We start from the raw sequence: 22819 nt of genomic DNA, 5'->3' as shown, positions 1-22819 counted from the left end.
TCCCGCGCCCGGCCGCCCCTCGGGGCGGCCCCTTCCTGGTGAACCTGGATGTGCCGTGCCGCGCTTCAGCGTGATCGTCCCCGTGTACAAGGTGCGCGCGTACCTGCGCGCCTGCCTGGAATCCGTACTGGCGCAGTCGTACCGCGACTTCGAGCTGATCGTGGTGGACGACTGCTCACCGGACGGCAGCGGCGAGATCGCGGACGCGGTCGCCGCCACCGACCCGCGGGCGCGGGTGCTGCACCTGCCGCGGAACGTGGGCCTGGGATGGGCGCGCAACGCGGGGCTCGCCGAGGCGAGCGGCGACTACCTGCTCTTCCTGGACAGCGACGACGAGTTCACCCCCGGCACGCTGGCCGCCGTCGCCGCCAGGCTGGAGCGGACCGGCGACCCGGACCTGCTGGTGTTCGACTACGAGCGCACGTACTGGGACGGCCGGGCCGAGCGGAACAACCTGGCGTCGATCCTGACGGCCGCCGCCGCGGGCCCCGAGGTGTTCACCCTCGGCGACCGGCCCGAGATGCTGCGGCTGATCATGGTCGCCTGGAACAAGGCGTACCGCCGGGACTTCATCACGGGGCTGCCGCTCGCCTTTCCCCCCGGCTGGTACGAGGACACCCCCTGGACGTACCCGGCGCTGATGGCCGCCGAGTCGATCACCGTGCTGGACCGGGTGTGCGTGCGCTACCGGCAGCGGCGCTCCGGCAGCATCCTGTGCACCACCAGCCGCCGCCACTTCGACCTCTTCGGGCAGTACGACCTGCTGTTCGCGTTCCTCGACAGCCACCCGGAGCTGGAGCGGTGGCGGCCGGTGCTGTTCCGGCGGATGCTGGACCACCTCACCACCGTGTTCACGCTCCCGCACCGGCTGCCGAGGCGCTCGCGCGCGGAGTTCTTCCGCCGCTGCCGCGCCCAGTACGCCAGGCTGCGGCCGCGCGGTTTCCGGCCGGCGCCGGTCAGCCCGAGCGGCGCGCGCTACCTGCTGGTGGCGCTCGGCGCCCGCCGTACCTTCCAGACGCTGGGCGCGCTGCGGCGGCTGCGCACGCGCGCCGTGCGGACGGCGGCCGGGTGGCGGGCCCGGCTGCGCACGGCCGCGCTGCACGCCCACTACCTCCTGCAGCGGCGCCGCCCCCTGGACCCGGACCTCGCGGTGTTCTGCGCGTACTGGGACCGCGGCTACGTGTGCAACCCGGCGGCGATCCACGGCGCGCTGCGCGAACTGGCCCCGCACATCCGTGGCGCCTGGATCACCACCGCCGAGCACGCGCACACCCTGCCGCCCGGCGTGACCCGGCTGGAACCGGAGTCCGCCGCGTACTGGACGGCACTTGCCCGGGCCGGCTACCTGGTCAGCAACGTCAACCTGCACCGCAGGTACGCCAAGCGGCCCGGCCAGGTCCATGTGCAGACCCACCACGGCACCCCGCTCAAGCACATGGGCATCGACCTGATGCCCCACCCCGCGGCGGCCGGCGCCACCGACTTCGCCCGCCTGCTCGCCCATGTGGACCGCTGGGACTACAGCCTGTCCGCGAACCGCCACGCGACACTGGTGTGGGAGCGCGCGTACCCCTCCTCGTACACCACCCTCGAATACGGGCAGCCGCGTACCGACGTCTTCCACCGGGCCGGCGCCGAGGAGGTGCGGGCACTGCGCGAGCGGCTCGGCATCCCGCCCGGCACCACCGCGTTGCTGTACGCGCCCACGCACCGCGACTACCGGCGCGGATACGTGCCCGCGCTCGACCTCGCGGCGCTCGCCGCCGAACTCGGCCCGCGCACCGTGCTGATGCTGCGCACGCACCACCGGTACGCCCCCGCAGCGGGCGGGAGCGCGCCGGCCGCCGGGATCCTCGACGTGTCCGGCCACCCGTCGGTGGAGGAGCTGTGCCTGGCCTCCGACGGGCTGATCACGGACTACTCCTCACTGATGTTCGACTACGCGGGCCTGGACCGGCCGATCGTGCTGCACATCCCGGACTGGGAGGTCTACCGGGCCACCCGCGGCGCCTACTTCGACATCACCGAGCAGCCGCCCGGCCTGGTGGCCCGTGGCCAGGACGACCTCACCGACATCCTGGCCACGGGAGCTTGGTGCGGCCCGCAGTCGGCCCAGTTGCGGGCCGCCTTCCGGGCGCGTTTCTGCCCGTACGACGACGGGCACGCCGCCGAGCGCGTGGTGCGCCGGGTCTTCCTGCGCGAGACCGGCGGGCTGCCCGCCGTCGTCCCGCTCGCGCAGCGCCGCCCGGCCCCCGCTCCCGCGGCTGCCCTGCCCGTCTCCCGCTGACGCGGAAGGGGTGTCCCCGGCGCGCCCGGCCGGGGGCGCCCCCGCGCCCCGTCACCGCCCGGCGGGTGCGGTGGCCGCGGCTTTCGGCCCGCCGGCGGGCGCGGGGCGGCGTTCGTCGAGCTCCCGGTAGGGCAGGAGCTCGGTCTCGCCGAGGAAGACGCGGCGCACGACCCGCTCCGCCGCGAGCCCGTCGTCGTAGGCGCAGAACCGGGCACGGAAGGCGGCCCGCAGGGCGGCGGCCTCGGGGCCGCGCCACGCGCCGCCGCGGAACGCCTCGGCGATCGCCGCCTCGTCGCGGGCGACGACGCCGGGCGTCTCGCCGGGGCGGCCGGACAGCAGGTCGAAGTAGACGCCGCGCGCGGCCCGGTAGGCCTCCCAGTCGGCGCCGTGGACGACGATGGGCCGGTCGAGGTTGGCGTAGTCGAACATCAGGGACGAGAAGTCGCACAGGAGCGCGTCGGAGGCCAGGCACAGGGCCTCCACGCTCGGGTGGTGCGAGACGTCCACGACGGCGGCGCGTGCGTGCGGGTCCTGGGGGGCGTCGAGGGCGTCGGGAACACCGGGCAGGCCGGGGACGCCGTCGTAGAAGTAGTGGGCGCGGACCAGGAGGGTGTGGCCGGGGCCGAGCGCGCGGCTGAGCGCGTCGAGGTCGAGGGGGAGGGTGAAGCGCCGCAGGTAGTCGCGGTGCGTGGGCGCGTAGAGGATCGCGAGGGTGTCCGGGGCCAGGCCCAGGCACTCGCGGGCGCGGCGGACGTCGCCCGCGCCCGCCTCGTAGAAGACGTCGTTGCGCGGGTAGCCGGCCGGCAGGGTGAGGTGGTCGCTGGGGTAGACGCGTTCCCAGGTCTCGGCCGAGTGCTGGTTGGCGGCCAGGGAGTAGTCCCACTGGTCGGCGTGCTCCAGCAGGCGCGCGAAGTCCATGGCGCAGGCCGCGGCCGGCCGGTCGAGCAGGTCCATGCCCATGTGCTTGAGCGGGGTGCCGTGGTGGGTCTGGAGGTAGACCTGGCCGGGCCGCTTGACCACCGCGCCGGGGAAGCCCGCGTTGTTGACCAGGTACGTGGCGCGGGCCATGGCGGCCCAGTAGCGGCGGGAGCCGGCCACCACGTGCGCGGTGCCCGGCGGCAGCCGGTCCCGGTCGGCGCGGTTGACGACCCACACCGCCCGCAGCCGCGGGGCCAGTTCGCGGGCCTTGCGTTCGATGGCGGCCGGGTTGCACGCCACTCCCCGGTTCCAGTAGGCCGCGTACACCACGAGGCAGGGGTCGAGGCGGGCGAGCCGCCGCAGCCGGTAGTAGCCGCGCAGCGCGACCCTGGCCAGCGCGCGGCGGCCGGCGCGGGCCCGCGAGGCCGCCGCGGCGCGCCACGCGGCGGCCGTGAGGCGGGCCCGGTGGCGGGCGTACGAGCCGGTCGCGGCCCCCCGCAGCCAGCGCCCCCGGTCGCCCTCGGGCCAGGGCCGGCCGGCCGGGCGGTACCGGGTGAGCAGCGGGCCGGCCCGGCGGACGAACTCGCGCCGCCCGGCGGCGCCCAGCGGCCCCCGCGGTCCGCCGACCGCGGCCAGCACCGCCCCCATCTGCGCGTACAGCGCGGCCCGCGGCCCGTCCCCCGGCACCTGCGGGAACAGCGACTCGTACCGGTCGAGTACGGCGAGGTGGCGGCGGCCGGGCGTGGTGGACAGGCTGCCGGCCCGGCGGACCCGGCGGCGTACGCACACCCGCGCCAGGCAGGCCACGCGCCCGGCGGTCAGCAGCACCCGGTTGGCGACGGCGAGGTCCTCGTACGGCGCGTCGCCGAAGCGGAAGGCGTGGCCGGTCCAGAAGTCCCGGCGGACCAGCCGGTTCCAGATCGCGGGGTGGACGGTGAGCAGCCCCGGGTGGGCGGACGCGGTGACCACGCCGCCCGCCTCGGCCAGGGCGTCGCGGTCGCCGCCGGACTCGGCGTCCCCCCGGACGGTGAAGCGCTCGTGGTCAACGAGCAGCACATCGGGGTCCCCGGTACGGGTGAGGCGGGCGTCGGCGGCGGCCAGGGCGCCGGGGGCGAGCAGGTCGTCGGCGTCGAGGAAGAGCAGGTAGTCGCCGCTCGCGCGGGCCGCGCCCGCGTCCCGTGCGGGGCCCGCGCCGCCGTGCCGGTCGAGACGCAGCGGCCGCACCCGGGGATCGGCGGCGGCGAACTCCTCGGCGATCAGCCCGCAGGCGTCGGGTGAGGCGTCGTCCACCACGACCACCTCGACGTCGCCGAAGGACTGGGCCAGGACCGAGTCCAGGCAGGCGCGCAGGAAGCCCTGGGCGCGGTGGGCCGGGACGACGACGCTGAAGCGGGGCATGGCGATGGCGCTCCTGGAGCGGGCGAACGCGGGGAGGGGGTCCGCGGGGGTACGGCCGCAGGGCGGCGGCCGTGGCGTCCGAGGGTAATCACCCGGACACGGTGTGTCGATCCGCCGCTGTCGCTCGTTCGGCTCATGGGCGGTGACCCGGACGGTGGACGGCGGGTTGAACCAGCGGCATCCGCCGGCCGCCACGGGTGGCCGGCGGCACCCCCGGCCGCCCGGCGCGGCCCGCAGCCGGAAGGACCGCGAAGCCCCCATGGATCCGCGCGTGACCGTCGTCGTGCCCGTCCACAACGTGGAGCAGTACCTGGAGGACTGCCTGGCGTCGATCGCCGCGCAGACCCTGACCGCCCTGGACGTGGTGATGGTGGACGACGGCTCCACCGACGGCGGCCCCGCCCTGGCCGAGCGCTGGGCCCGGCGCGACCCGCGCTTCCGGCTGGTCCGGCAGGCCAACGGCGGCCTCGGCCACGCCCGCAACACCGGCGTGCGGCACGCCGATCCGGGCACCGCGTACCTGGCCTTCGTCGACAGCGACGACGTGCTGCCGCCGCGCGCCTACGAGTCGCTGACCGGCCTGCTGGAGGAGTCCGGCTCGGACTTCGCCACCGGCAACGTCTACCGGCTCGACCGGCGCGGCCGCGTCCAGGCGTGGCAGCAGCGCGGCATGACCCGCACCGTGACCCGTACCCACATCACCCGCGACCTGGGGCTGCTGTCGGACCGGGTGGCGTGGAACAAGGTGTTCCGCCGCAGCTTCTGGGACCGGCACGCGCTCGCCTTCCCCGAGGGGGTGCTGTACGAGGACACGCCGCTGACGATCCCCGCGCACTTCCTCGCCGAGGCGGTGGACGTCCTGCACGAGCACGTCTACTACTGGCGGCTGCGCGAGGGCTCCATCACCCGGCGCCGCGGCGACGTGACCGGGGTGCGCGACCGGATCGCCGGGGTGGACCGGGTCTCGCGCTTCCTGGCCCGGTCGTTCCCCGCGCACAAGCGGGACTACGACCGGTCGGTGCTCGCCGACGACCTGCTGTACTTCATGGAGGCGCTGCCCATGGCGGGCTCCGAGTACCGCAAGGTCTTCATGGCCGGCGCCCGCGACTGGCTGGCCCGGGTGGACCCGTCGCTGCCCGGCACGCTGCCGGTGGAGCTGCGGATGCGCTGGGAGCTGGTCCGGGCCGGCCGGCTCGCCGACCTGCTGGTGCTGCTGGAGCACGAGCGGGCGGGCGGGCGCGGGGTGTTCGACCTGGGCGGGCCGCCCGTGCCGTTCCTGCGCCGCCGGGCCGTGCTGCCCCGGCCCGACGGCTCCCCGGTGCCGCTGCCGAGGTCCGCGTCCGCGGTCGCCGCGAGGGACCTGCCGGTGACCGCCCGGCTGCGCGAGGTCGCCTGGCGGGACGGCAAGCTGCTGCTCAAGGGGTACGCCTACATCCGCAACGTGGACGCCCGCACCCGCCGCTCGTCCCTCAAGGCCGCCGTGGCGGTGTGCGGCCGGCGCCGTGTGCTGCTGCCGGTGCGCACGGTGGCCGCGCCGGAGGTGACGGACGAGTCAGGGCAGGAACGGCACTGCTACGACTGGTCGGGCTTCGAGATCACCCTCGACCCGCGGCGGCTGCGGCGCGGCGGCGCCTTCCGGCCGGGCCAGTGGCGGATCGGCGTCGTGGTCGCCGCCGGCACGCTGGTGCGCGCCGCGGCCCTGCGCCCCGCCGCGGTCGCGCCGCCGCGCCCGCCAGGCCCGCCGCCCTCGTACCCGCCGCCGCCCGCGCACCCGTCGAACCCCTCGTACCCGTACTTCCCGTCCTTCTCGTACTCCTCGTACTTCCCGTCCTTCTCGTACTCCTCGTACTTCTCGGATTCGTCCTCGGCCCCGCACCCGGCGTACCCGGCGTTCGCGCTCGACGGCACCACCCGGCTGGTGCCCTGGGTGCACGACGGGCGCCTGCAGCTGTCGGTCGAGCCGGTACGGCGGCGGCTCGTCGGGCACCGCGCGCTGCCCGGGGGGCAGGTGGAGCTGGAGCTGGAGGTCCGTGACCGCCGCCCGCCGGTGGCCGTGCGGCTGCGGGAGCGGGGCGGCGCGGTCCTGGACTGCCCGCTGGACGTGCGGCACGCGCCGGAGGCGGCCGGAAAGGACGACGGCTGGACGCGGGCGACGGCGGCCGTGGACCCCGGCGACCTCGCGCGGGGCCGGCCGCCCGCCGACGGCCTGCCCCGGGAGGTGGCCCCCGAGACGACCGCGGCCTGGTCGGCCGAGGTCCTCTTCGCCGACGGCGGCACCGCCCGCATCGCGGTGGACGCCCGCCTCGCCCCCGGCCGCCACCCGCTCCCGCCCGGCCCCGGCGGCCTCCCCCGCGAACTGACCCTCGGCGCCGGCCCCACCGCCGGCCTGCTGCTCCACGACGCTCCCCCGTGCGCCTTCGCCGACGCGCTGACCCGCGCCGACGACGGCCGGCTGCGGCTGGAGGGCGAGCTGCCGGCGGGCACGCGGACCGGCGGCCCTTACGGCGGCCCCGACGCGGGCCCCGGCACCGGCCCCGGCGCCGCCCGGCTGCTGCTGCGCCACGCGACCTACGCCGCCGAGTACGCCGTCCCCCTCACCGCCGAGGGGACCCGCTTCCGCGCCGACCTCGACCCGGCGGGCCTGCCGCACCCCGGCCACTGGTACCCGTGGGTGCGGGTGGGCGGGCTTCAGGCGCCGGTCCGGATGGCGCCGGGGACACCCGCCGCCCTGCCGCCCGGCCCCGGCCCCGGCCCCGGCGGCGGGCGGCCGCTGCGGGTGGAGCGGCACGTCCATGACCTGCCGGCGATCGTGGCGGGCGACTTCGTGCCGGCGGCGGACCGGGGCCCGTACCGCCAGCGGCTGCTGCGCGAGCGCCGCTACCCGGTGCTGCGCAAGCGGGCCCCGCGGCCCGCCGTCGTCTACAGCGACTTCGACGGCCGGGGCGTCGGCGACTCGCCCCGGGCGGTGCACGAGGAGCTGGTGCGGCGCGGCGCCGCCGTGGAGCACCTGTGGGTGGTCACGGACCCCGCGGCGCCGGTGCCGCCGGCGGCGCGGGCGGTGGTGCGCGGCAGCCACGCCTGGTACGAGGCGCTGGCCCGCAGCCGCTACGTGGTCACCAACACCCACCTGCCGGCCTGGTTCGAGCGCCGGCCCGGACAGCGGGTGGTGCAGACCTGGCACGGCACGCCCATCAAGCGGATCGGCCTGGACCTGGAGGGCACCTTGTGCGCGGACCTGCCGCACATGTGGCCGCAGCCCCGGCGCGGCGACCAGTGGAGCGTGCTGCTCTCCCCGAACACGCCCTCCACCCCCGTCCTTCGCCGCGCCCTGCACCACCACGGCGAGATCGCCGAGACCGGCCTGCCCCGCACCGACCTGCTCGCCGCCGAGGACCGCGACAAGGTCGCCGAGGAGGTACGGGCCCGGCTCGGCCTGCCCGCGGACCGGACCGTGGTGCTGTACGCGCCGACCGTGCGCGACGACGAGGCCTACGACGCGGGCCACCACCGGCTGCACCTGCCGCTGGACCTGGCGGCACTGGAACGGGAACTGTCCGGCAGCCATGTCCTGCTGGTGCGCGCGCACCCGCTGGTCGCCGACACCGTGCCCGCCGACGGCCGCTTCGTGCGCGACGTGTCCGCCCACCCGGACCTGGCCGAACTGCTGCTCGCGGCCGACGTGCTGGTCACCGACTACTCGGCGGTCATGGCGGACTTCGCGGTCACCGGCCGCCCGATCCTGCTGCACACCCCGGACCTGGCCCGCTACCGCGACCAGTTGCGGGGCTTCACCCTGGACTACGAGGAGCGGGCGCCGGGCCCGCTGCTGTCCTCGGCCGACGAGCTGATCGGGGCGCTGCGCGATCCGGTGGCGGCGGTACGCCCCCGCGAGGCGGCGTACGCGGCCTTCCGCGCCGCCTTCTGCCACCTGGACGACGGCCGCGCCGCCGCCCGCGTGGCGGATCTGCTGCTGTGCTGACTCCTTGGCACGCTGGGCTGCTGGAACGCGCTGCCGTGCCGACCCTGGAGCTGCCCGTGTCATCACCCGATCTGGTTCCCGACGCCCGGCCGGCGGGCGCTTCCGACGCCGGCCCGGGCGGGATCCGCGGCCGGGCGGCCGGTGTCCTGGGCAAGGTGCCGGCCCTGCTGCCCCGGTGGCGGCCGCGCGAGATCGCGATCGCCGCGGTGCCCGCGCTGGCGGTGATGGTGCTCGGCTACCGGCAGCGCTGGGTGAGCGACGACGGCCTGGTCTACACCCGCACGGTCCGTCAGCTCCTGGCCGGGCACGGCCCGGTCCTCAACGCGGGCGAGCGGGCGGAGGCGGCCACCGGCACCCTGTGGCAGTGGCTGGTGGCGGGCGGCACCTTCGTCTCGGGCCGGGACCCGGCGGTCGTCGCGGTCGGCCTGGGCATCGTGCTGACCGGCGCGGGCTACGCGCTGGCGGTGGCCGCCGCGCGCAAGGCGGTCCGCCCGCTGAGCACGTCGCCGCTGCTGCCGCTGGGCATGCTGGTGCTGCTGCCGGTCAAGGCGGACTGGGACTACGCGACCTCCGGCCTGGAGAACGGCCTGACGACCGCGTGGATCGCGCTCGCCTGGTGGCACCTGGTCGCCGTGCGCGTCTCGCGCCCCCGCCGCCGACCGTACGCGGCCGCGTTCGTCATCGGCCTGGGGCCGCTGGTGCGGCCCGAACTCGCCCTGGTGTCCGTGGTGTTCATGGCCGCGCTGTGGTGCGTGGTGGTCCCGGGCGCCGTCAACACGCTGAAGATGCTGGGCTCCGCCCTCGCCCTGCCCGCCGCCTGCGAGGTCCTGCGGGCCGGGTTCTACGGGGTGCTGGTGCCGCTGCCCGCCCTCACCAGGGAGGCCGCCGATCCCGTGTGGCGGCGCGGGCTGGCCTACTTCGCGAACTTCACCGAGCCCTACCGCCTGTGGATCCCGCTGCTGCTCCTGCTGGCGCTGGTCACCTGGGCGCCGCGCGGCGCGATGCGGGCCGAACTGGTGGCGCCCCCGGTCGCGGGGCTGCTGTCGTGGGCGTACGTGTGCCGGGCGGGCGGCGACGCCATGCACGGGCGCATGCTGCTGCCGGGGCTGCTGCTGCTCATGCTGCCGCTGTGCGCGGTACCGCTGACCCGGGTGACGTTCACCGCCGGCGCCGGGCTGCTGGCGTGGGCGGTGTGCTGCGCCCTGCTGTGGCGGCCGGCGGCCGCCGGCGGGAACCCGTACGCGGTCATGGACGAACAGCGCTCGTCCACCGGCTCCGGCGGGCACGCGCGCCTGGTCCCCACGGCCGCGCGCGAGAACGTGCCGCCCGGCTTCCGGGCGGCGGTCGCGGCGGCCGAGGCGGATCCCCGCGGCCGGCCGGTGCTGGTGATGCCGGAGCCGGGCGCCGCGGGGCGGTTCGTGACCCTGCCGCTCGGCGGCGGCCACGGGCGGGTACGGCTGGCCGCTGCCTCCGGCTCCCTGGGCGGCAGCGGCCTCGTACTGCCCCTGGACGCGATCTCGGTGGACACGCTCGGGCTCGCCTATCCGCTGGCGGCGCACCAGCAGCGGACCACCGCGAGTACCTCGGGCCGCGCCGGGCACGAGAAACCGGTGGACCTGGCCTGGATCGTGGCCGACTGGACCGATCCCGGCACCCCGGTCCCGGCGGGGATCTCCCCCGCCCGGGTGGCCGCCGCCCGCCACGCGCTGCGCTGCGGACGCCTGGCCGAACTCCAGGCGTCGGTGCGGGACCCGCTGACGCTCGACAGATTCTGGAAGAACCTCACCGGTTCCTGGGCCCGGACCGGCTTCCGGTACCCCGGGGACCCGGTCATGGCGGAGAAGGCGTTGTGCCACAACTGACCACCGGGCCGCTGACGGCCGACGACGACGGAGCGGGCGCCGCGCGCCCCGCCCTGCTCGAACGCGCGAGCCACTGGCGGCCGACACCGTACCTGCTCGTCGGGACCGCGTTCTGGCTGGTCGTCACGATCACCGCCTGGCGGGCCCCGATCGCCGCGGACTTCGGCCAGCACGCCTCGGCCGTCCAGCGGATCAAGGACTCCTGGCTGCACCCGATGAACCCGCTCCTGAAGGAACCGGACACGGGCAGCCCCTACTACTCCCCGTACATCGTCGCGCTCGGCCTGTTCGCCAAGGTGACGGGGCTGGCGGCGTGGCGGGTGGTGAAGCTGTGCGCGGCGCTGAACCTGGCGGTGCTGCTGTGGGGGGTGGGGGCGTTCACCCGCACACTGAGCGCGCGGCGGTGGGCCCCGGTCCTGGCGCTGGCGGCCTTCACGCTGCTGTGGGGGGTGCGGGAGAAGGAGTGGAGCGGCTTTTGCGGCCTGTGGTCGCTCACCCACGGTGCGGTGTACCCGAGTTGCTTCGCCGTGGGGCTGGCGCTGCTGCTGTGGGCGTGGACGGACCGGCTGGCGCGGCGGGAGTTCGCTGGCGCCGGCGGGGCGGGGGGCGGCAGGGCGGGCGCCGGCGGCGCGGGGGGCGGGGCTCGCTCGGCCGACAGGAGGCCCGAGGGCGAGGGAGCGCGCGGTGACGGTGGAGCGGCGGCCCGGGCACGGCCGGGGCTGTTCGCGGGGTGGCCGTCGGCGGGGCGGCTTCGCGGACAGGGGCTGTGGTCCTTCGCCGGTCTGGGGGCGGCGGGCGGGGTGCTGCTGCTCATCCATCCCATCACCGCGCTGGCCGCGTGGGTCGGGATGGGGTGCGTGGTGGCCGGGCGGCAGCGCACGTGGGGGTGGCCGATGGCCGGCCGGTGGGCGGTCGCGTGCGCGGCGGCGGTGCTGGTCGCGCTGGTCTGGCCGTACTCCGACGTCTTCTCGCTGGCCGGCGACACCACCGTGGACGCCGTCCACCGGTTCCTCTACACCCATCCCTGGCGGTGGTACGGGCTCGCGTTCGTCCTCGGCGTGCCGGCCCTGGCCCTGCGCGCGCGCCGGCGACTGCTCGACCCGCTGGTCCTGATGTTCCTCGCGTTCTGCGTCCTCGTCGGCTACGGCTGGGTCAGCGGCCACTACACCTACGGCCGCGTCTTCGCGCTGCTGATGGTCCCGCCGCAGTTCGCGCTGGCCGTCGAACTCGCCGAGGCCCCGCCGTGGACCCGGACCCGCAAGGTCCTGGCTCCCGTCGCGGCCGTCGCCCTCTGCTTCGGCGCGGCCGCGCAGATCGGCTCCGTCGTCCCGCAGCGGTACCTTCCGGTCACCGTCCCGCACCCGGTGCGCTGGCCCTCGTACGCCTGGGTGGCCCGCCACGTCCAGTCCGGCGACGTCCTGCTCGCCGACGGCTACTACGCGCCCCACGCGCTGCCCGCCTACGGTGTCTTCCTGGTCGCCCCGACCTGGCCCGATCCGTCGACCCCGGCCGCCGAGCGCGCCCGCCGCCTGGCCGACGCCCGTGCCTACCTCGACCCGCGCACCGCCCCCGACGCGCGCGCCCGCATCGGCCGCCGCTACGCCGTCCAGTGGCTCCTGCTGCGCCCCGGCCAGAACCTCCACTACGAGGGCCGGATCGTCGCCACGAACCCGTCGACGGGTGAGCGGCTCATCCGCCTGGCGGACGGATAGCCGCGGGCGGGTAGCGGGTCGGACAGGCGGGCGGGCAGGCCGGACGGGTAAGGCGGGACCGGTACGCGCGCGGGCACCAGCAAGACCGGACGCACGGGCGCGGGGTCCCCGGGGATTGCCCCGGGGACCCCGCGCCCTTCGTGCCGGCGGGCGGACCCAGCCTCAGTGGTGCGTGCGCAGCAGCGTACGGAAGGTGCGCATCGCCACCGACAGGCTGGCCAGGTCGAACTCCTCCGCGCCCTGGATCTCCTCCAGAGTGGTGCGGGCCCGGCCGATCAGCCCGGCGTTCTGCTCCTGCCAGGCCAGGAACCGCTGCTCCGGGGTGGCGTCGGTGCCTCCCGCGGCCAGCACGTCCGCGGTGAGCGCCGCGTGCGCCGCGAACAGGTCCTCGCGGATCGCCGCGCGGGCCATCGACTGCCAGCGGTCGGTGCGCGGCAACTGGATGATCCGGTCGAGGAGCTGGGTGACCTGCAGCCGGTCGGAGATGTCGAAGTAGACCTCGGCGACGTCCAGCGGCTCGTACGTGCTGCGGTGCGCCACGGCGACGATGTCCAGCGCGGGGAACGCCGAGGAGAACCCGGCCACCTTGCCGGCCAGGTCCTCCGGCACCCCGGCACCGGTCAGTTCGTCGTGCACCTGCTGGTACCACTCCAGGTCCGCCCCGCGCAGCAGCTTGGGCAGTTGCGACCAGACCATGGCGACGCCGTCGCCGAAGAACTCGATGGTCTCGGCGATCTGCAGCGGCTGCGGCCGGTTGTTGAGCAGCCAGCGGGTGGCCCGCTCGACCAGCCGGCGCGAGTGCAGCCGGACGCGGGTCTGCACGTCGGCCGGCACCACGTTGTCCAGGGCCTCCACCTCGTCCCAGATCGGGCCCAGATCGAAGATCGCCCGGGCGGCGGTGTGCGCCCGCACGATCTCGTCGGCCGTCGCGCCGGTCTCCTCGCGGAAGCGGTGCAGGAAGGTGGTGCCGCCGGAGTTGACGGTGTCGTTGACCAGGAGGGTGGTGACGATCTCGCGGTGCAGGGCGTGGCGGTGGATCTGCTCGGCGAACCGCTCGCGCAGCGGCACCGGGAAGTACGCGTGCAGCAGCGACCGCAGGTAGGGGTCGTCGGGCAGGTCGGTCAGGATCAGCTCGTCGGCGACGGTGATCTTGACGTACGCCAGCAGGACCGCGATCTCCGGCTGGGTCAGGCTCCCCCCGGCGGCGAGCCGCTCGCGGATCTGCCGGTCGGTGGGGAGGAACTCCAGGGCGCGGTCCAGCCGCCCCTCCTTCGACAGCCGGCGGATCAGCCGCTGGTGGGCGTGCAGCAGGCTGGGCGCCTGGGCCATGCTGTTGGCCAGCGCCACGTTCTGCGCGTAGTTGTTGCGCAGCACCAGGTCGCCGACCTCGTGGGTCATCTCGGCCAGCAGCGTGTTGCGCTGTTTGAGGGTCAGGTCGCCGTTGCCGACCACGCTGTTGAGCAGGATCTTGATGTTCACCTCGTGGTCGGAGGCGTCCACTCCCGCGCTGTTGTCGATGGCGTCGCTGTTGATCCGCCCGCCGGCCCTCGCGAACTCGATCCGGCCCAGCTGGGTGAAGCCCAGGTTGCCGCCCTCGCCGACCACCTTGACGCGCAGGTCGGCGCCGTCGATGCGGATGGCGTCGTTGGCCTTGTCGCCGACGTCGGCGTGAGTCTCGGTGGACGCCTTGACGTAGGTGCCGATGCCGCCGTTCCACAGCAGGTCCACCGGGGCCTGCAGGATGGCCTTCATCAGCTCCGCCGGGGTGATCTTGCTCGCCGGGGACTCGATGCCGAGGGCGGCCCTGATGTGGTTGTTGAGCGGGATCCCCTTGGCGGTGCGGGGGAACACGCCGCCGCCGGAGGAGATCAGCGAGGTGTCGTAGTCGGCCCAGGAGCTGCGCGGCAGCTCGAACAGGCGGCGGCGCTCGGCGTACGAGACGGCCGCGTCCGGCTTCGGGTCGATGAAGATGTGCCGGTGGTCGAAGGCCGCGACCAGCCGGATGTGCTCGGACAGCAGCATGCCGTTGCCGAACACGTCACCGGACATGTCGCCGATGCCGACGACGGTGAAGTCCTCTTCCTGGGTGTTGTGGCCCATCTCGCGGAAATGCCGCTTCACCGACTCCCACGCGCCGCTGGAGGTGATGGCCATCTTCTTGTGGTCGTACCCGACCGAGCCCCCGGAGGCGAAGGCGTCGCCGAGCCAGAACCCGTAGGAGCCGGCCACCTCGTTGGCGATGTCGGAGAAGGACGCCGTGCCCTTGTCGGCGGCCACCACCAGGTAGGTGTCGTCCCCGTCGTGCCGCACCACGTCCCGCGGCGGCACGACCTCGCCGCCGACCAGGTTGTCGGTGATGTCGAGCATGCCGCAGATGAACGTCTTGTACGACTCGATGCCCTCGGCCAGCCACGCGTCGCGGTCGGCCGCCGGGTCGGGCAGCCGCTTGCCGACGAAGCCGCCCTTCGCGCCGACCGGCACGATGACGGTGTTCTTGACCATCTGCGCCTTGACCAGGCCGAGCACCTCGGTCCTGAAGTCCTCCCTGCGGTCGGACCAGCGCAGGCCGCCGCGGGCCACCTTGCCGAACCGCAGGTGGACGCCCTCGACGCGGGGCGAGTACACCCAGATCTCGTACGCCGGGCGGGGCGCGGGCAGGTCGGGGATGGCCTTCGGGTCGAACTTCATCGACAGGTACGGGTGCGGCCTGCCGTCCTCGGCGCGCTGGAAGTAGTTGGTGCGCAGCGTCGCCTTGATGAGGGTGAGGAAGGCCCGCAGGATGCGGTCCTCGTCCAGGCTGGCCACCTGGTCGAGCGCGCCGTCCAGCTCCTCCATGATGCCGTCGACGACCTCGCTGCCCGCCCGCTGGTGGTCGGGCGACAGGCGGGCCTGGAAGAGGTTGACCAGCAGCCGGGTGGTGTGGACGTTGGTGCGGAGGGTGTCCTCCATGTAGTCCTGACTGAAGGTGGAACCGGCCTGCCGCAGGTACTTCGCGTAGGCGCGCAGCACCATCGCCTGGCGCCAGTCCAGACCGGCCCGCAGCACCAGGGAGTTGAAGCCGTCGTTCTCCGCCCGGTCGGTCCAGGTGGCGGCGAACGCCTCCTGGAACCGCTCGCGCGCGTCGTCGCCGAGGTCGCCGAGCCGGGGGTCGAGGCGCAGCCCGAAGTCGTAGATCCAGGCCCTGGAGCCCTCGCCGATCCGCATCTCGTACGGCCGCTCGTCGACCACCTCGACGCCGAGCCGCTGGAGCACCGGCAGCACGGCGGACAGCGACACGGGAGCGCCCGTCCGGTAGATCTTGAAGCGGCGCTCCTCGGGAGCGGCGCCCACCGGCTCGTACAGGCTCAGGGCGAAGTCGTCGGGGCCCAGGCTCTCGATCCGCTGCAGGTCGGCGACGGCCGAGCGCGGGGTGAAGTCGGAGCGGTAACCGTCGGGGAAGGCGTCGGCGTAGCGCCGGGTCAGCTCGGCCGCGCGCTCCTCGCCGCACTCGGCGTTGACCGCCTCGGCGAAACCGTCGGCCCACGAACGGGTGGCATCCGCCAGCCGCCCCTCGATCCGCTCCACGTCGGAGTCGGTGAGCACCGGCAGCGGTGTGCCGGGGCCCACCCGGATCACGAAGTGCAGCCTGGACAGCACCGACTCGGTGTTCCACGCGCTGAAGTCGGCGCTGATCCCGCCGAGTTCCTCCTGCAGGATGCGGGTCAGCCGCAGCCGCACCGCAGTGGTGTAGCGGTCGCGGGGCAGGTAGACCAGCGCGGAGAAGTACCGGCCGTACTCGTCCTGGCGCAGGAAGAGCCGCAGCTTGCGGCGCTCCTGCAGGTACAGCACGCTGGTGGCGATCGAGCGCAGCTCGTCGGCGGGCGTCTGGAACAGCTCGTCGCGCGGGTAGGTCTCCAGGATCTGCAGCAGGTCGCGGCCGTCGTGGCTGTCGGGCGAGAAGCCGCAGCCGTCGAGCACCTCCTCGACCTTGCGGCGGATGACCGGCACCCGGCGCACCGACTCGGTGTAGGCGGCCGAGGAGAACAGCCCGAGGAAACGCCGCTCGCCGATCACGTCGCCCTCGGCGTCGAACTTCTTGACGCCGACGTAGTCCAGGTACGAGGGCCGGTGCACGGTGGAACGGCTGTTGGCCTTGGTCAGGATGAGGAGCTTGTGCTCGCGGGCCTTGGCGCGCGCGTCGGCGGGCAGCCTGCTGAACGAGGGCGAGTTGGGGTGGCCGCCGTGCTCCGGGTGGGTACCGTCGGCGTGCGGGTGCTTGGGGTCGGAGCGCAGGATGCCGAGGCCGGTGCCGGGAACGGCGACCAGCACGTCCTCCGTGCCGCCCTCCGGGCCGCTCTGCGTGGTCAGTTCGTACTCGCGGTACCCGAGGAAGGTGAAGTGGTCGTCGGAGAGCCAGCGCATCAGCTCCCACGCCTCGGCGGTCTCCTGCTCGGGCAGCGGCGGCGGGGCGGCGGCCAGTTCGTCGGCGATGGACAGCGCGGCCTGCCGCATCTTGGCCCAGTCCTCGACGGACTCGCGCACGTCGGACAGCACCCGGCGCAGGTCGGCGGTGATCTCCTTCAGATCGGCGCGGTCGGTCTCGCGGTCGATCTCGACATGGATCCAGGACTCGATCAGCACGTCGTGCGGCAGCGGTTCGTCCTCGGGCCCGCTGACCGAGCCGATCACCTCCAGCAGCTTCCCGGTGACGTCCCGCCGGACCTTGAACTGGGGGTGGACCACGAGATGGATGGCCCGGTTCGCCTGGGTCAGCGCGTTGGTGACCGAGTCCACCAGGAACGGCATGTCGTCGGTGACCACCTCGACCACGGTGTGGCTGCACTGCCACCCGTTCTCGTCCACGGTCGGAGTGTGCACCCGTACGTTCGCGGTGCCCTGCGGGCGTACCTCCGCGAGGCGGTAGTGCGAGTGCGCGGCACCGAAGACGTCGACCGGGTCGCGGTCGACCAGGTCCTCGGGCGCGGTGTGCAGGTAATAACGGAGGAGAAACGCGGTCAGCGCCTCTGCGTCGAGGCCCTGGCCGGGTTTGCCGCCCGCCGGGCTGTTCTCACCTACCCGGGCTGCTCGCTCCAGCAGCTCGGCCTTGGCTTCGTCCAGCTTGGTCTGCATGTCCTCTGACTCCTGTCGCGCGCCGTTGCGTGACGTCGGGTGATGGCACGGCGTCGCGCGGCGCGGGGTTTCCGCTTCGGGACGACGCTATGCCGGAAAGGGGGTTCGCCGTGCCCGTCAGCACGTATCGGCCCCGGGTGCGCGGATCAACGGTGATCACGCCAGTAAGGCTATCGCTCGGGCCGGGGTGCCTGTCAGGCGACGCCTTCGTACAAATGCACCCCTCCCCTTGGCCTCGATGGCCAGAAACCGGCCGACGACCAGGCCTTTTCGGCCATGAGGCGGCCGACGGGCCGGGCCGGTGGGGGCGGCGTACCCGGAGCCGTCGGCCCCGCGGGGCCGGCCGATGGGCGGGGCCGGCCGGTAGGCCAGGGATCGGTCGGTAGGCCAGGGATCGGTCGGCGCACCCTCGGGCGCGGGTGGGCGCGGGGGGCGCGGGCGGGCGCGCGCCTCAGCCGGTTATACGCTCGGCATGCTCGACGGCCTCGCTCAGCGTGTCGACCACGGGCACCCCGGCCGTCTCCAGGCTCGCCCTGCTGTTGGAACCCCCGGTGTACAGCACCGCGTGCGCCCCGACGTGCTCGGCCGCCGCCGCATCGTCGAGCGCGTCGCCGATGACCACCACCCGCTCCACCGCGATGTCCAGCCCGGCGAGGTGGCGGGCCATCTGGGCGGCCTTGCCTCCGCCGGAGGGACCGGTGCGGCCGTCCACCCTCACGAAATGGTCGGTGATGCCGTGCAGGGTGATCAGTGGCAGCAGCCGATCGTGCTGGGCGAGGGAGCACAGCGACTGGGTGGCACCGGCCGCGCGGCGGGCGGCGAGCAGCTCTGCGGCGCCCTCGGCGAGTCCGCAGCTCTCGGCCAGTGTCCAGTAGTGGCGGTGGAACGCGGCGTCCATCACGGCCCACTCGGCGTCGGTGGGCAGCCGGCCGATGAGCCGCTCGTAGAACCTGGGCACCGGCACGCAGTACAGCTCGCGGTAGCGGTCCAGCGTGATCGGTGGCAGGCCGAGTTCGGCGAAGGAGGCGTTGGTGGCCCCGATCACCGCGTCCATGTCGTGGAACAGGGTGCCGTTCCAGTCCCACACGAGATGCGCGTTCACACAAAGAACGGTACCCGCGCGGCGGCACGGCCCGTTCCGGCCCTGTGGAAAACTCTTTTTTGCGCAGGTCGGAGGGGGGATGACGCCGGATCAGACGGTCGCGGGACCGATCAGGTTGGGGATCTCCTGGGTGGCGTACCAGAGCAGTTCGTGGTCCTCGGCGCCGTCGACCGTGAACTGCGCGTCGTCGTCGCCGGCGTCGGCCGCGCCGAGCGCTTCGGCCGCCGCGCTCACGTCGGCCTCCGCGCCGCCGCCGTCCACGTGCACGGCCGCCGCGTCGGCCAGCCGCACCTCCCGCTCCAGCCGCACCTCGCCCAGCGCGGCGGGATCGAGCCCGCGGTCCGGGTCGTACCGCACGGTGCCGTCGGCGACGTCCACCGCGATCACCACCCGGCGGCGCGCCACCTCCGGGTGAACTGCGAGCAGCCGCAGTGACGCCTGGGCCGCCCGGGTCAGCGCCGCGTATTCCAGTTCCTCCAGGTCGTCCGAGACGTACCACTCCCGCAGGCTGGGCGTCACGGCGTACGCGTCCAGCGGCGCCGGCCCCACCGCACCCGCCTCGTAAGCCTCGGCAAGCCCCGCGAGTGTGGTGGGAATGTAGACGCGCATGGCGTGAAGCATACGGCGACCACCACGCTGATAGGTGAATTCCGCCGGGGCGCACCGCTGCCCCCGGCCCTCCTTGCCCGACCCCGCGCGGTCCCCCTAGAACCGCCCTACCAGCCGGTAACAATCCTTGGGGGACGTCCCGTGCCCATCACACCCGCCGCACCTGTGCCGCCCGCGAGCGGCCCCGGCAAGGCCCCTTCCGCCACCCGCCGCCCGGGAGGCCGCGGGGGACCGCCCGGCCGCCGTGACACCCGGCGTCCCGGGCCGGGATCCCGCCCGGCCCCGCTGCCGGGAGCCGTTCGCACGAGGCCCGCTCTGCGGCCCCTGCCGCCCCATGTGTGGTTCGCCGGCCGCCTGCTGGACGTCCTGACCGGGCGGCAGCCGCTGACCGCGCTGGCGGGCCGCGTACGCGACGAGGCGTACCAGTCGCTGTGGGAGCTGCGCGCGGCCCGCGCGGACTGGCGCCGCAGAGTGCGCGGCCGTACTCCTTACGTGTACCGCTGCCGGGCGTTCCCCACCGCCGACGGCGCCCTGGAAGTGGTCGCCGTGGTGGCGCTGGACAGCGACGTCTTCCGCGCGCTCGCCTTCCGTCTGGAGCCCGGCGACGCCGATTCCGGGCCCGGCTACGGCGCCGCCCGCTGGCGCTGCACGGCCGTGACCGCCCGATGAGCCCCGTTCCGGACGCTCCCGCGCCCCCGCACGCGCAACGGCCGGGGGCCGGGCCTGCGCGGCCCGGCCCCCGGCCGTACGAAAGGTCACACGTAACAGGCGGCGACCCTGGCGGGCGCCCCTTACAGGGACGCACCGCCCTCGGCGCCGGGGCCCTGCCGGGGCCCCGGTCACCGCTGCTACTTCTTGCGGCGCCGTCCGCCCTTCTGGGCCCGGCGGCGCTCCGCACGGGTGGTTCCCGCCGCGGCCGGCTCCTCGTCACCAGGGGCGCCGGCGGCATCCTCGAAGTCGCCTTCCACGATGCCGCCCTCACCGTCGACCGACGGTGCGGAGAAGTGCAGCCTGTCGGCCCGCTTGGGCTGCTCCAGGCCCTTGGCCCGGATCTCGGGCCGCTCCTTGACCAGCGACGGAGGCGCCTCCTGGATGTCGCTGGGAACCGCCACCGGCACTTCCTCGACCTGCTGCTCGACCTGGACCTCCAGGTTGAACAGGTAGCCGATGGACTCCTCCTTGATGCCGTCCATCATGGCCGTGAACATGTCGAAGCCCTCGCGCTGGTACTCCACCAGCGGGTCGCGCTGCGCCATGGCGCGCAGGCCGATGCCCTCCTGGAGGTAGTCCATCTCGTAGAGGTGCTCGCGCCACTTGCGGTCCAGGACCGACAGCACCACGCGCCGCTCCAGCTCGCGCATGATCTCCTCGCCGAGCTGCTTCTCCCGCTCCGCGTACTGCTCGTGGATGTCTTCCTTGACCACCTCGGCGATGAACTCCGCGGTGAGCCCGGCCCGGTCGCCGGCCTCCTCCTCCAGCTCCTCGATGGTGACCTTGCACGGGTAGAGCTGCTTGAACGCGCCCCACAGCCGTTCCAGGTCCCAGTCCTCGGCGAAGCCCTCACGGGTCTCGGCGTCGATGTAGGCGTCGATGGTGTCGTCCATGAAGTGCTGCACCTGCTCGTGCAGGTCCTCGCCCTCCAGGACGCGGCGCCGCTCGCCGTAGATGACCTCGCGCTGCCGGTTGAGCACCTCGTCGTACTTCAGGACGTTCTTGCGGATCTCGAAGTTCTGCTGCTCGACCTGCGACTGGGCGGAGGCGATGGCACGGGTGACCATCTTGTTCTCGATCGGCACGTCGTCCGGCACGTTGGCCATGGACATCACGCGCTCGACCATCTGCGCCTTGAACAGCCGCATCAGGTCGTCGCCGAGTGAGAGGTAGAAGCGGGACTCGCCGGGGTCGCCCTGGCGGCCGCTGCGGCCGCGCAGCTGGTTGTCGATACGGCGGGACTCGTGCCGCTCGGTGCCCAGCACGTACAGGCCGCCGAGGTCCACGACCTCCTCGTGCTCGGCCTTGACCGCCTCCTCGGCGCGCTCCAGCGCCTTGGGGAGAGCCGCGGCCCACTCCTCGACGTGCTCGACCGGGTCGAGGCCGCGCTGCCGCAACTCCGCCTCGGCCAGGTCGTCGGGGTTGCCGCCGAGCTTGATGTCGGTACCGCGGCCGGCCATGTTGGTGGCGACCGTGACGGCGCCCTTGCGGCCGGCCTGCGCGACGATCGTGGCCTCACGGTCGTGCTGCTTGGCGTTGAGCACCTCGTGCGGGACGCCGCGCTTGGACAACTGCGCCGACAGGTACTCGGACTTCTCCACCGACACCGTGCCGACCAGGACCGGCTGGCCCTTCTCGTGCTTCTCGACGATGTCCTCGACCACCGCCGCGAACTTCGCCTCTTCGGTGCGGTAGATCAGGTCGGGGCGGTCCACGCGGGCCACCGGGCGGTGGGTCGGGATCGGCACCACGCCGAGCTTGTAGATCTGGTGGAACTCGGCGGCCTCGGTCATGGCCGTACCGGTCATGCCGGACAGCTTGTCGTACAGGCGGAAGAAGTTCTGGAGGGTGATCGTGGCGAGCGTCTGGTTCTCGTCCTTGATCTCCACCCCTTCCTTCGCCTCGATCGCCTGGTGCATGCCCTCGTTGTAGCGGCGGCCGGCGAGGATGCGACCGGTGTGCTCGTCGACGATCATGACCTCGCCGTCCATGACGACGTAGTCCTTGTCCGCCTTGTAGAGCTCCTTGGCCTTGATCGCGTTGTTGAGGTAGCCGACCAGCGGGGTGTTCACCGACTCGTAGAGGTTGTCGATGCCCAGCCAGTCCTCGACCTTGGTGACGCCGGACTCATGGATGGCCACGGTCCGCTTCTTCTCGTCGACGTCGTAGTCGCCGGTCTCCTCCTTGCCGAGGCCGCCGGCCTCGCCGCGGTTGAGCCGCTTCACCAGCCGGGCGAAGTCGCTGTACCACTTGGTGGCCTGGTCGGCGGGGCCGGAGATGATCAGCGGGGTGCGCGCCTCGTCCACCAGGATCGAGTCCACCTCGTCGACGATGGCGAAGTTGTGGCCGCGCTGGACGAGCTCGTCCCTGGACCAGGCCATGTTGTCGCGCAGGTAGTCGAAGCCGAACTCGTTGTTGGTGCCGTACGTGATGTCGCAGGCGTACTGCTCGCGGCGCTCGGCCGGCGACATGTTCGCCAGGATGCAGCCGACGGTCAGGCCGAGGAACTTGTGCACCCGGCCCATCCACTCGGAGTCGCGCTCGGCGAGGTAGTCGTTGACGGTGATCAGGTGGACGCCCTTGCCCGAGATCGCGTTCAGATACGCGGGCAGCGTGCCGACGAGGGTCTTGCCCTCACCGGTGCGCATCTCGGCGACGTAACCCAGGTGCAGCGCCGCGCCGCCCATGAGCTGCACGTCGTAGTGGCGCTGTCCGAGCACGCGCTTGGCGGCCTCACGGACGGTGGCGAACGCTTCGGGAAGCAGGTCGTCCAGTGTCTCGCCCTCGGCGTACCGCTCCTTGTACTCGTCGGTGAGGGCCCGCAGCTCGGCATCGGAGAGGTTGACGAAATCCTCTTCGATGGAATTGACCTGGTCCGCGATGCGGTGCAGCTTGCGCAGGATCTTGCCTTCGCCTGCACGCATGAGCTTGTTGAAGACGGACACGTAGGCTGGCTCCTTGCCGGTCGGGCCTGGCGCGACTCCCGCGCTGGCACAGCGGGGTTTCTTCGGTGTGTCACGGCCCACGCTGCAACGGCCATCGTAAGCGAGGAGACCAGCGAGCCGGGAGGCCCGGCTGTGGCAAAACGGTTTTCCGCAGCGCCCGGGACTCGGCGATACTCCCCGCGGGACC

Annotated in this window: 10 protein-coding genes; 5 read left to right on the top strand and 5 right to left on the bottom strand. The window is 73.9% G+C overall.

What is annotated here, in order from left to right; translation table 11 throughout:
* Positions 1–55: 55 nt before the first annotated feature.
* Complete coding sequence (locus K7G61_RS00100; protein ID WP_225844393.1) at positions 56–2287, top strand: CDP-glycerol glycerophosphotransferase family protein; 2232 nt, start codon at positions 56–58, stop codon at positions 2285–2287.
* Positions 2288–2338: 51 nt separating this feature from the next.
* On the opposite strand, the gene K7G61_RS00095 is transcribed toward K7G61_RS00100, so the two are convergent.
* Positions 2339–4603 (bottom strand): CDP-glycerol glycerophosphotransferase family protein, encoded by a 2265-nt coding sequence (locus K7G61_RS00095; RefSeq protein WP_225844392.1) that lies wholly within the window; start codon positions 4601–4603, stop codon positions 2339–2341.
* A 271-nt stretch (positions 4604–4874) separates the two neighbouring features.
* Here K7G61_RS00095 and K7G61_RS00090 point away from each other — a divergent pair, with 271 nt between their 5' ends.
* The 3 genes from K7G61_RS00090 to K7G61_RS00080 are packed head-to-tail and all read left to right on the top strand — an operon-like array spanning position 4875 to position 12156.
* Positions 4875–8582: a CDP-glycerol glycerophosphotransferase family protein gene (locus tag K7G61_RS00090; protein WP_308190558.1), complete on the top strand. Its 3708-nt coding sequence runs from the start codon at positions 4875–4877 to the stop codon at positions 8580–8582.
* Positions 8583–8638: 56 nt separating this feature from the next.
* Positions 8639–10444: a hypothetical protein gene (locus K7G61_RS00085; protein WP_225844390.1), complete on the top strand. Its 1806-nt coding sequence runs from the start codon at positions 8639–8641 to the stop codon at positions 10442–10444.
* Complete coding sequence (locus K7G61_RS00080; RefSeq protein WP_225844861.1) at positions 10432–12156, top strand: hypothetical protein; 1725 nt, start codon at positions 10432–10434, stop codon at positions 12154–12156. The genes K7G61_RS00085 and K7G61_RS00080 overlap by 13 nt, the downstream gene beginning before the upstream one ends.
* A gap of 162 nt (positions 12157–12318) precedes the next feature.
* On the opposite strand, the gene K7G61_RS00075 is transcribed toward K7G61_RS00080, so the two are convergent.
* The 3 genes from K7G61_RS00075 to K7G61_RS00065 form a co-directional block, all read right to left on the bottom strand.
* Positions 12319–17265, bottom strand: a complete 4947-nt coding sequence (locus K7G61_RS00075) for an NAD-glutamate dehydrogenase (protein ID WP_225844389.1) — start codon at positions 17263–17265, stop codon at positions 12319–12321.
* A 451-nt stretch (positions 17266–17716) separates the two neighbouring features.
* Entirely contained in the window at positions 17717–18367 is a 651-nt protein-coding gene (locus K7G61_RS00070; RefSeq protein WP_225844388.1) for an HAD family hydrolase, read from the bottom strand.
* 90 nt (positions 18368–18457) lie between these two features.
* Positions 18458–18976: a hypothetical protein gene (locus K7G61_RS00065; protein ID WP_225844387.1), complete on the bottom strand. Its 519-nt coding sequence runs from the start codon at positions 18974–18976 to the stop codon at positions 18458–18460.
* A 336-nt stretch (positions 18977–19312) separates the two neighbouring features.
* On the opposite strand from K7G61_RS00065, the gene K7G61_RS00060 reads away from it, so the two are divergent.
* Positions 19313–19645, top strand: coding sequence for an Rv3235 family protein (locus K7G61_RS00060; RefSeq protein ID WP_225844386.1), 333 nt, complete (start codon positions 19313–19315; stop codon positions 19643–19645).
* 179 nt (positions 19646–19824) lie between these two features.
* Here the strand turns inward: K7G61_RS00060 and secA are convergent, their stop codons facing one another.
* Complete coding sequence (gene secA, locus K7G61_RS00055; RefSeq protein ID WP_225844385.1) at positions 19825–22632, bottom strand: preprotein translocase subunit SecA; 2808 nt, start codon at positions 22630–22632, stop codon at positions 19825–19827.
* Positions 22633–22819 lie beyond the last annotated feature (187 nt).

It is taken from the genome of Streptomyces sp. HPF1205 (assembly GCF_020400825.1).
GTDB lineage: Bacteria > Actinomycetota > Actinomycetes > Streptomycetales > Streptomycetaceae > Actinacidiphila.
Note: the sequence above shows the minus strand (reverse complement) of the source record. Positions and strands in the feature narration are given on the sequence as shown.

Bases quoted from the DNA above. Each gene is read 5' to 3' on its own strand.
- K7G61_RS00095 (WP_225844392.1), bottom strand. From the start codon at position 4,603: ATGCCCCGCTTCAGCGTCGTCGTCCCGGCCCACCGCGCCCAGGGCTTC.
- K7G61_RS00075 (WP_225844389.1), bottom strand. From the start codon at position 17,265: ATGCAGACCAAGCTGGACGAAGCCAAGGCCGAGCTGCTGGAGCGAGCA.
- K7G61_RS00065 (WP_225844387.1), bottom strand. From the start codon at position 18,976: ATGCGCGTCTACATTCCCACCACACTCGCGGGGCTTGCCGAGGCTTAC.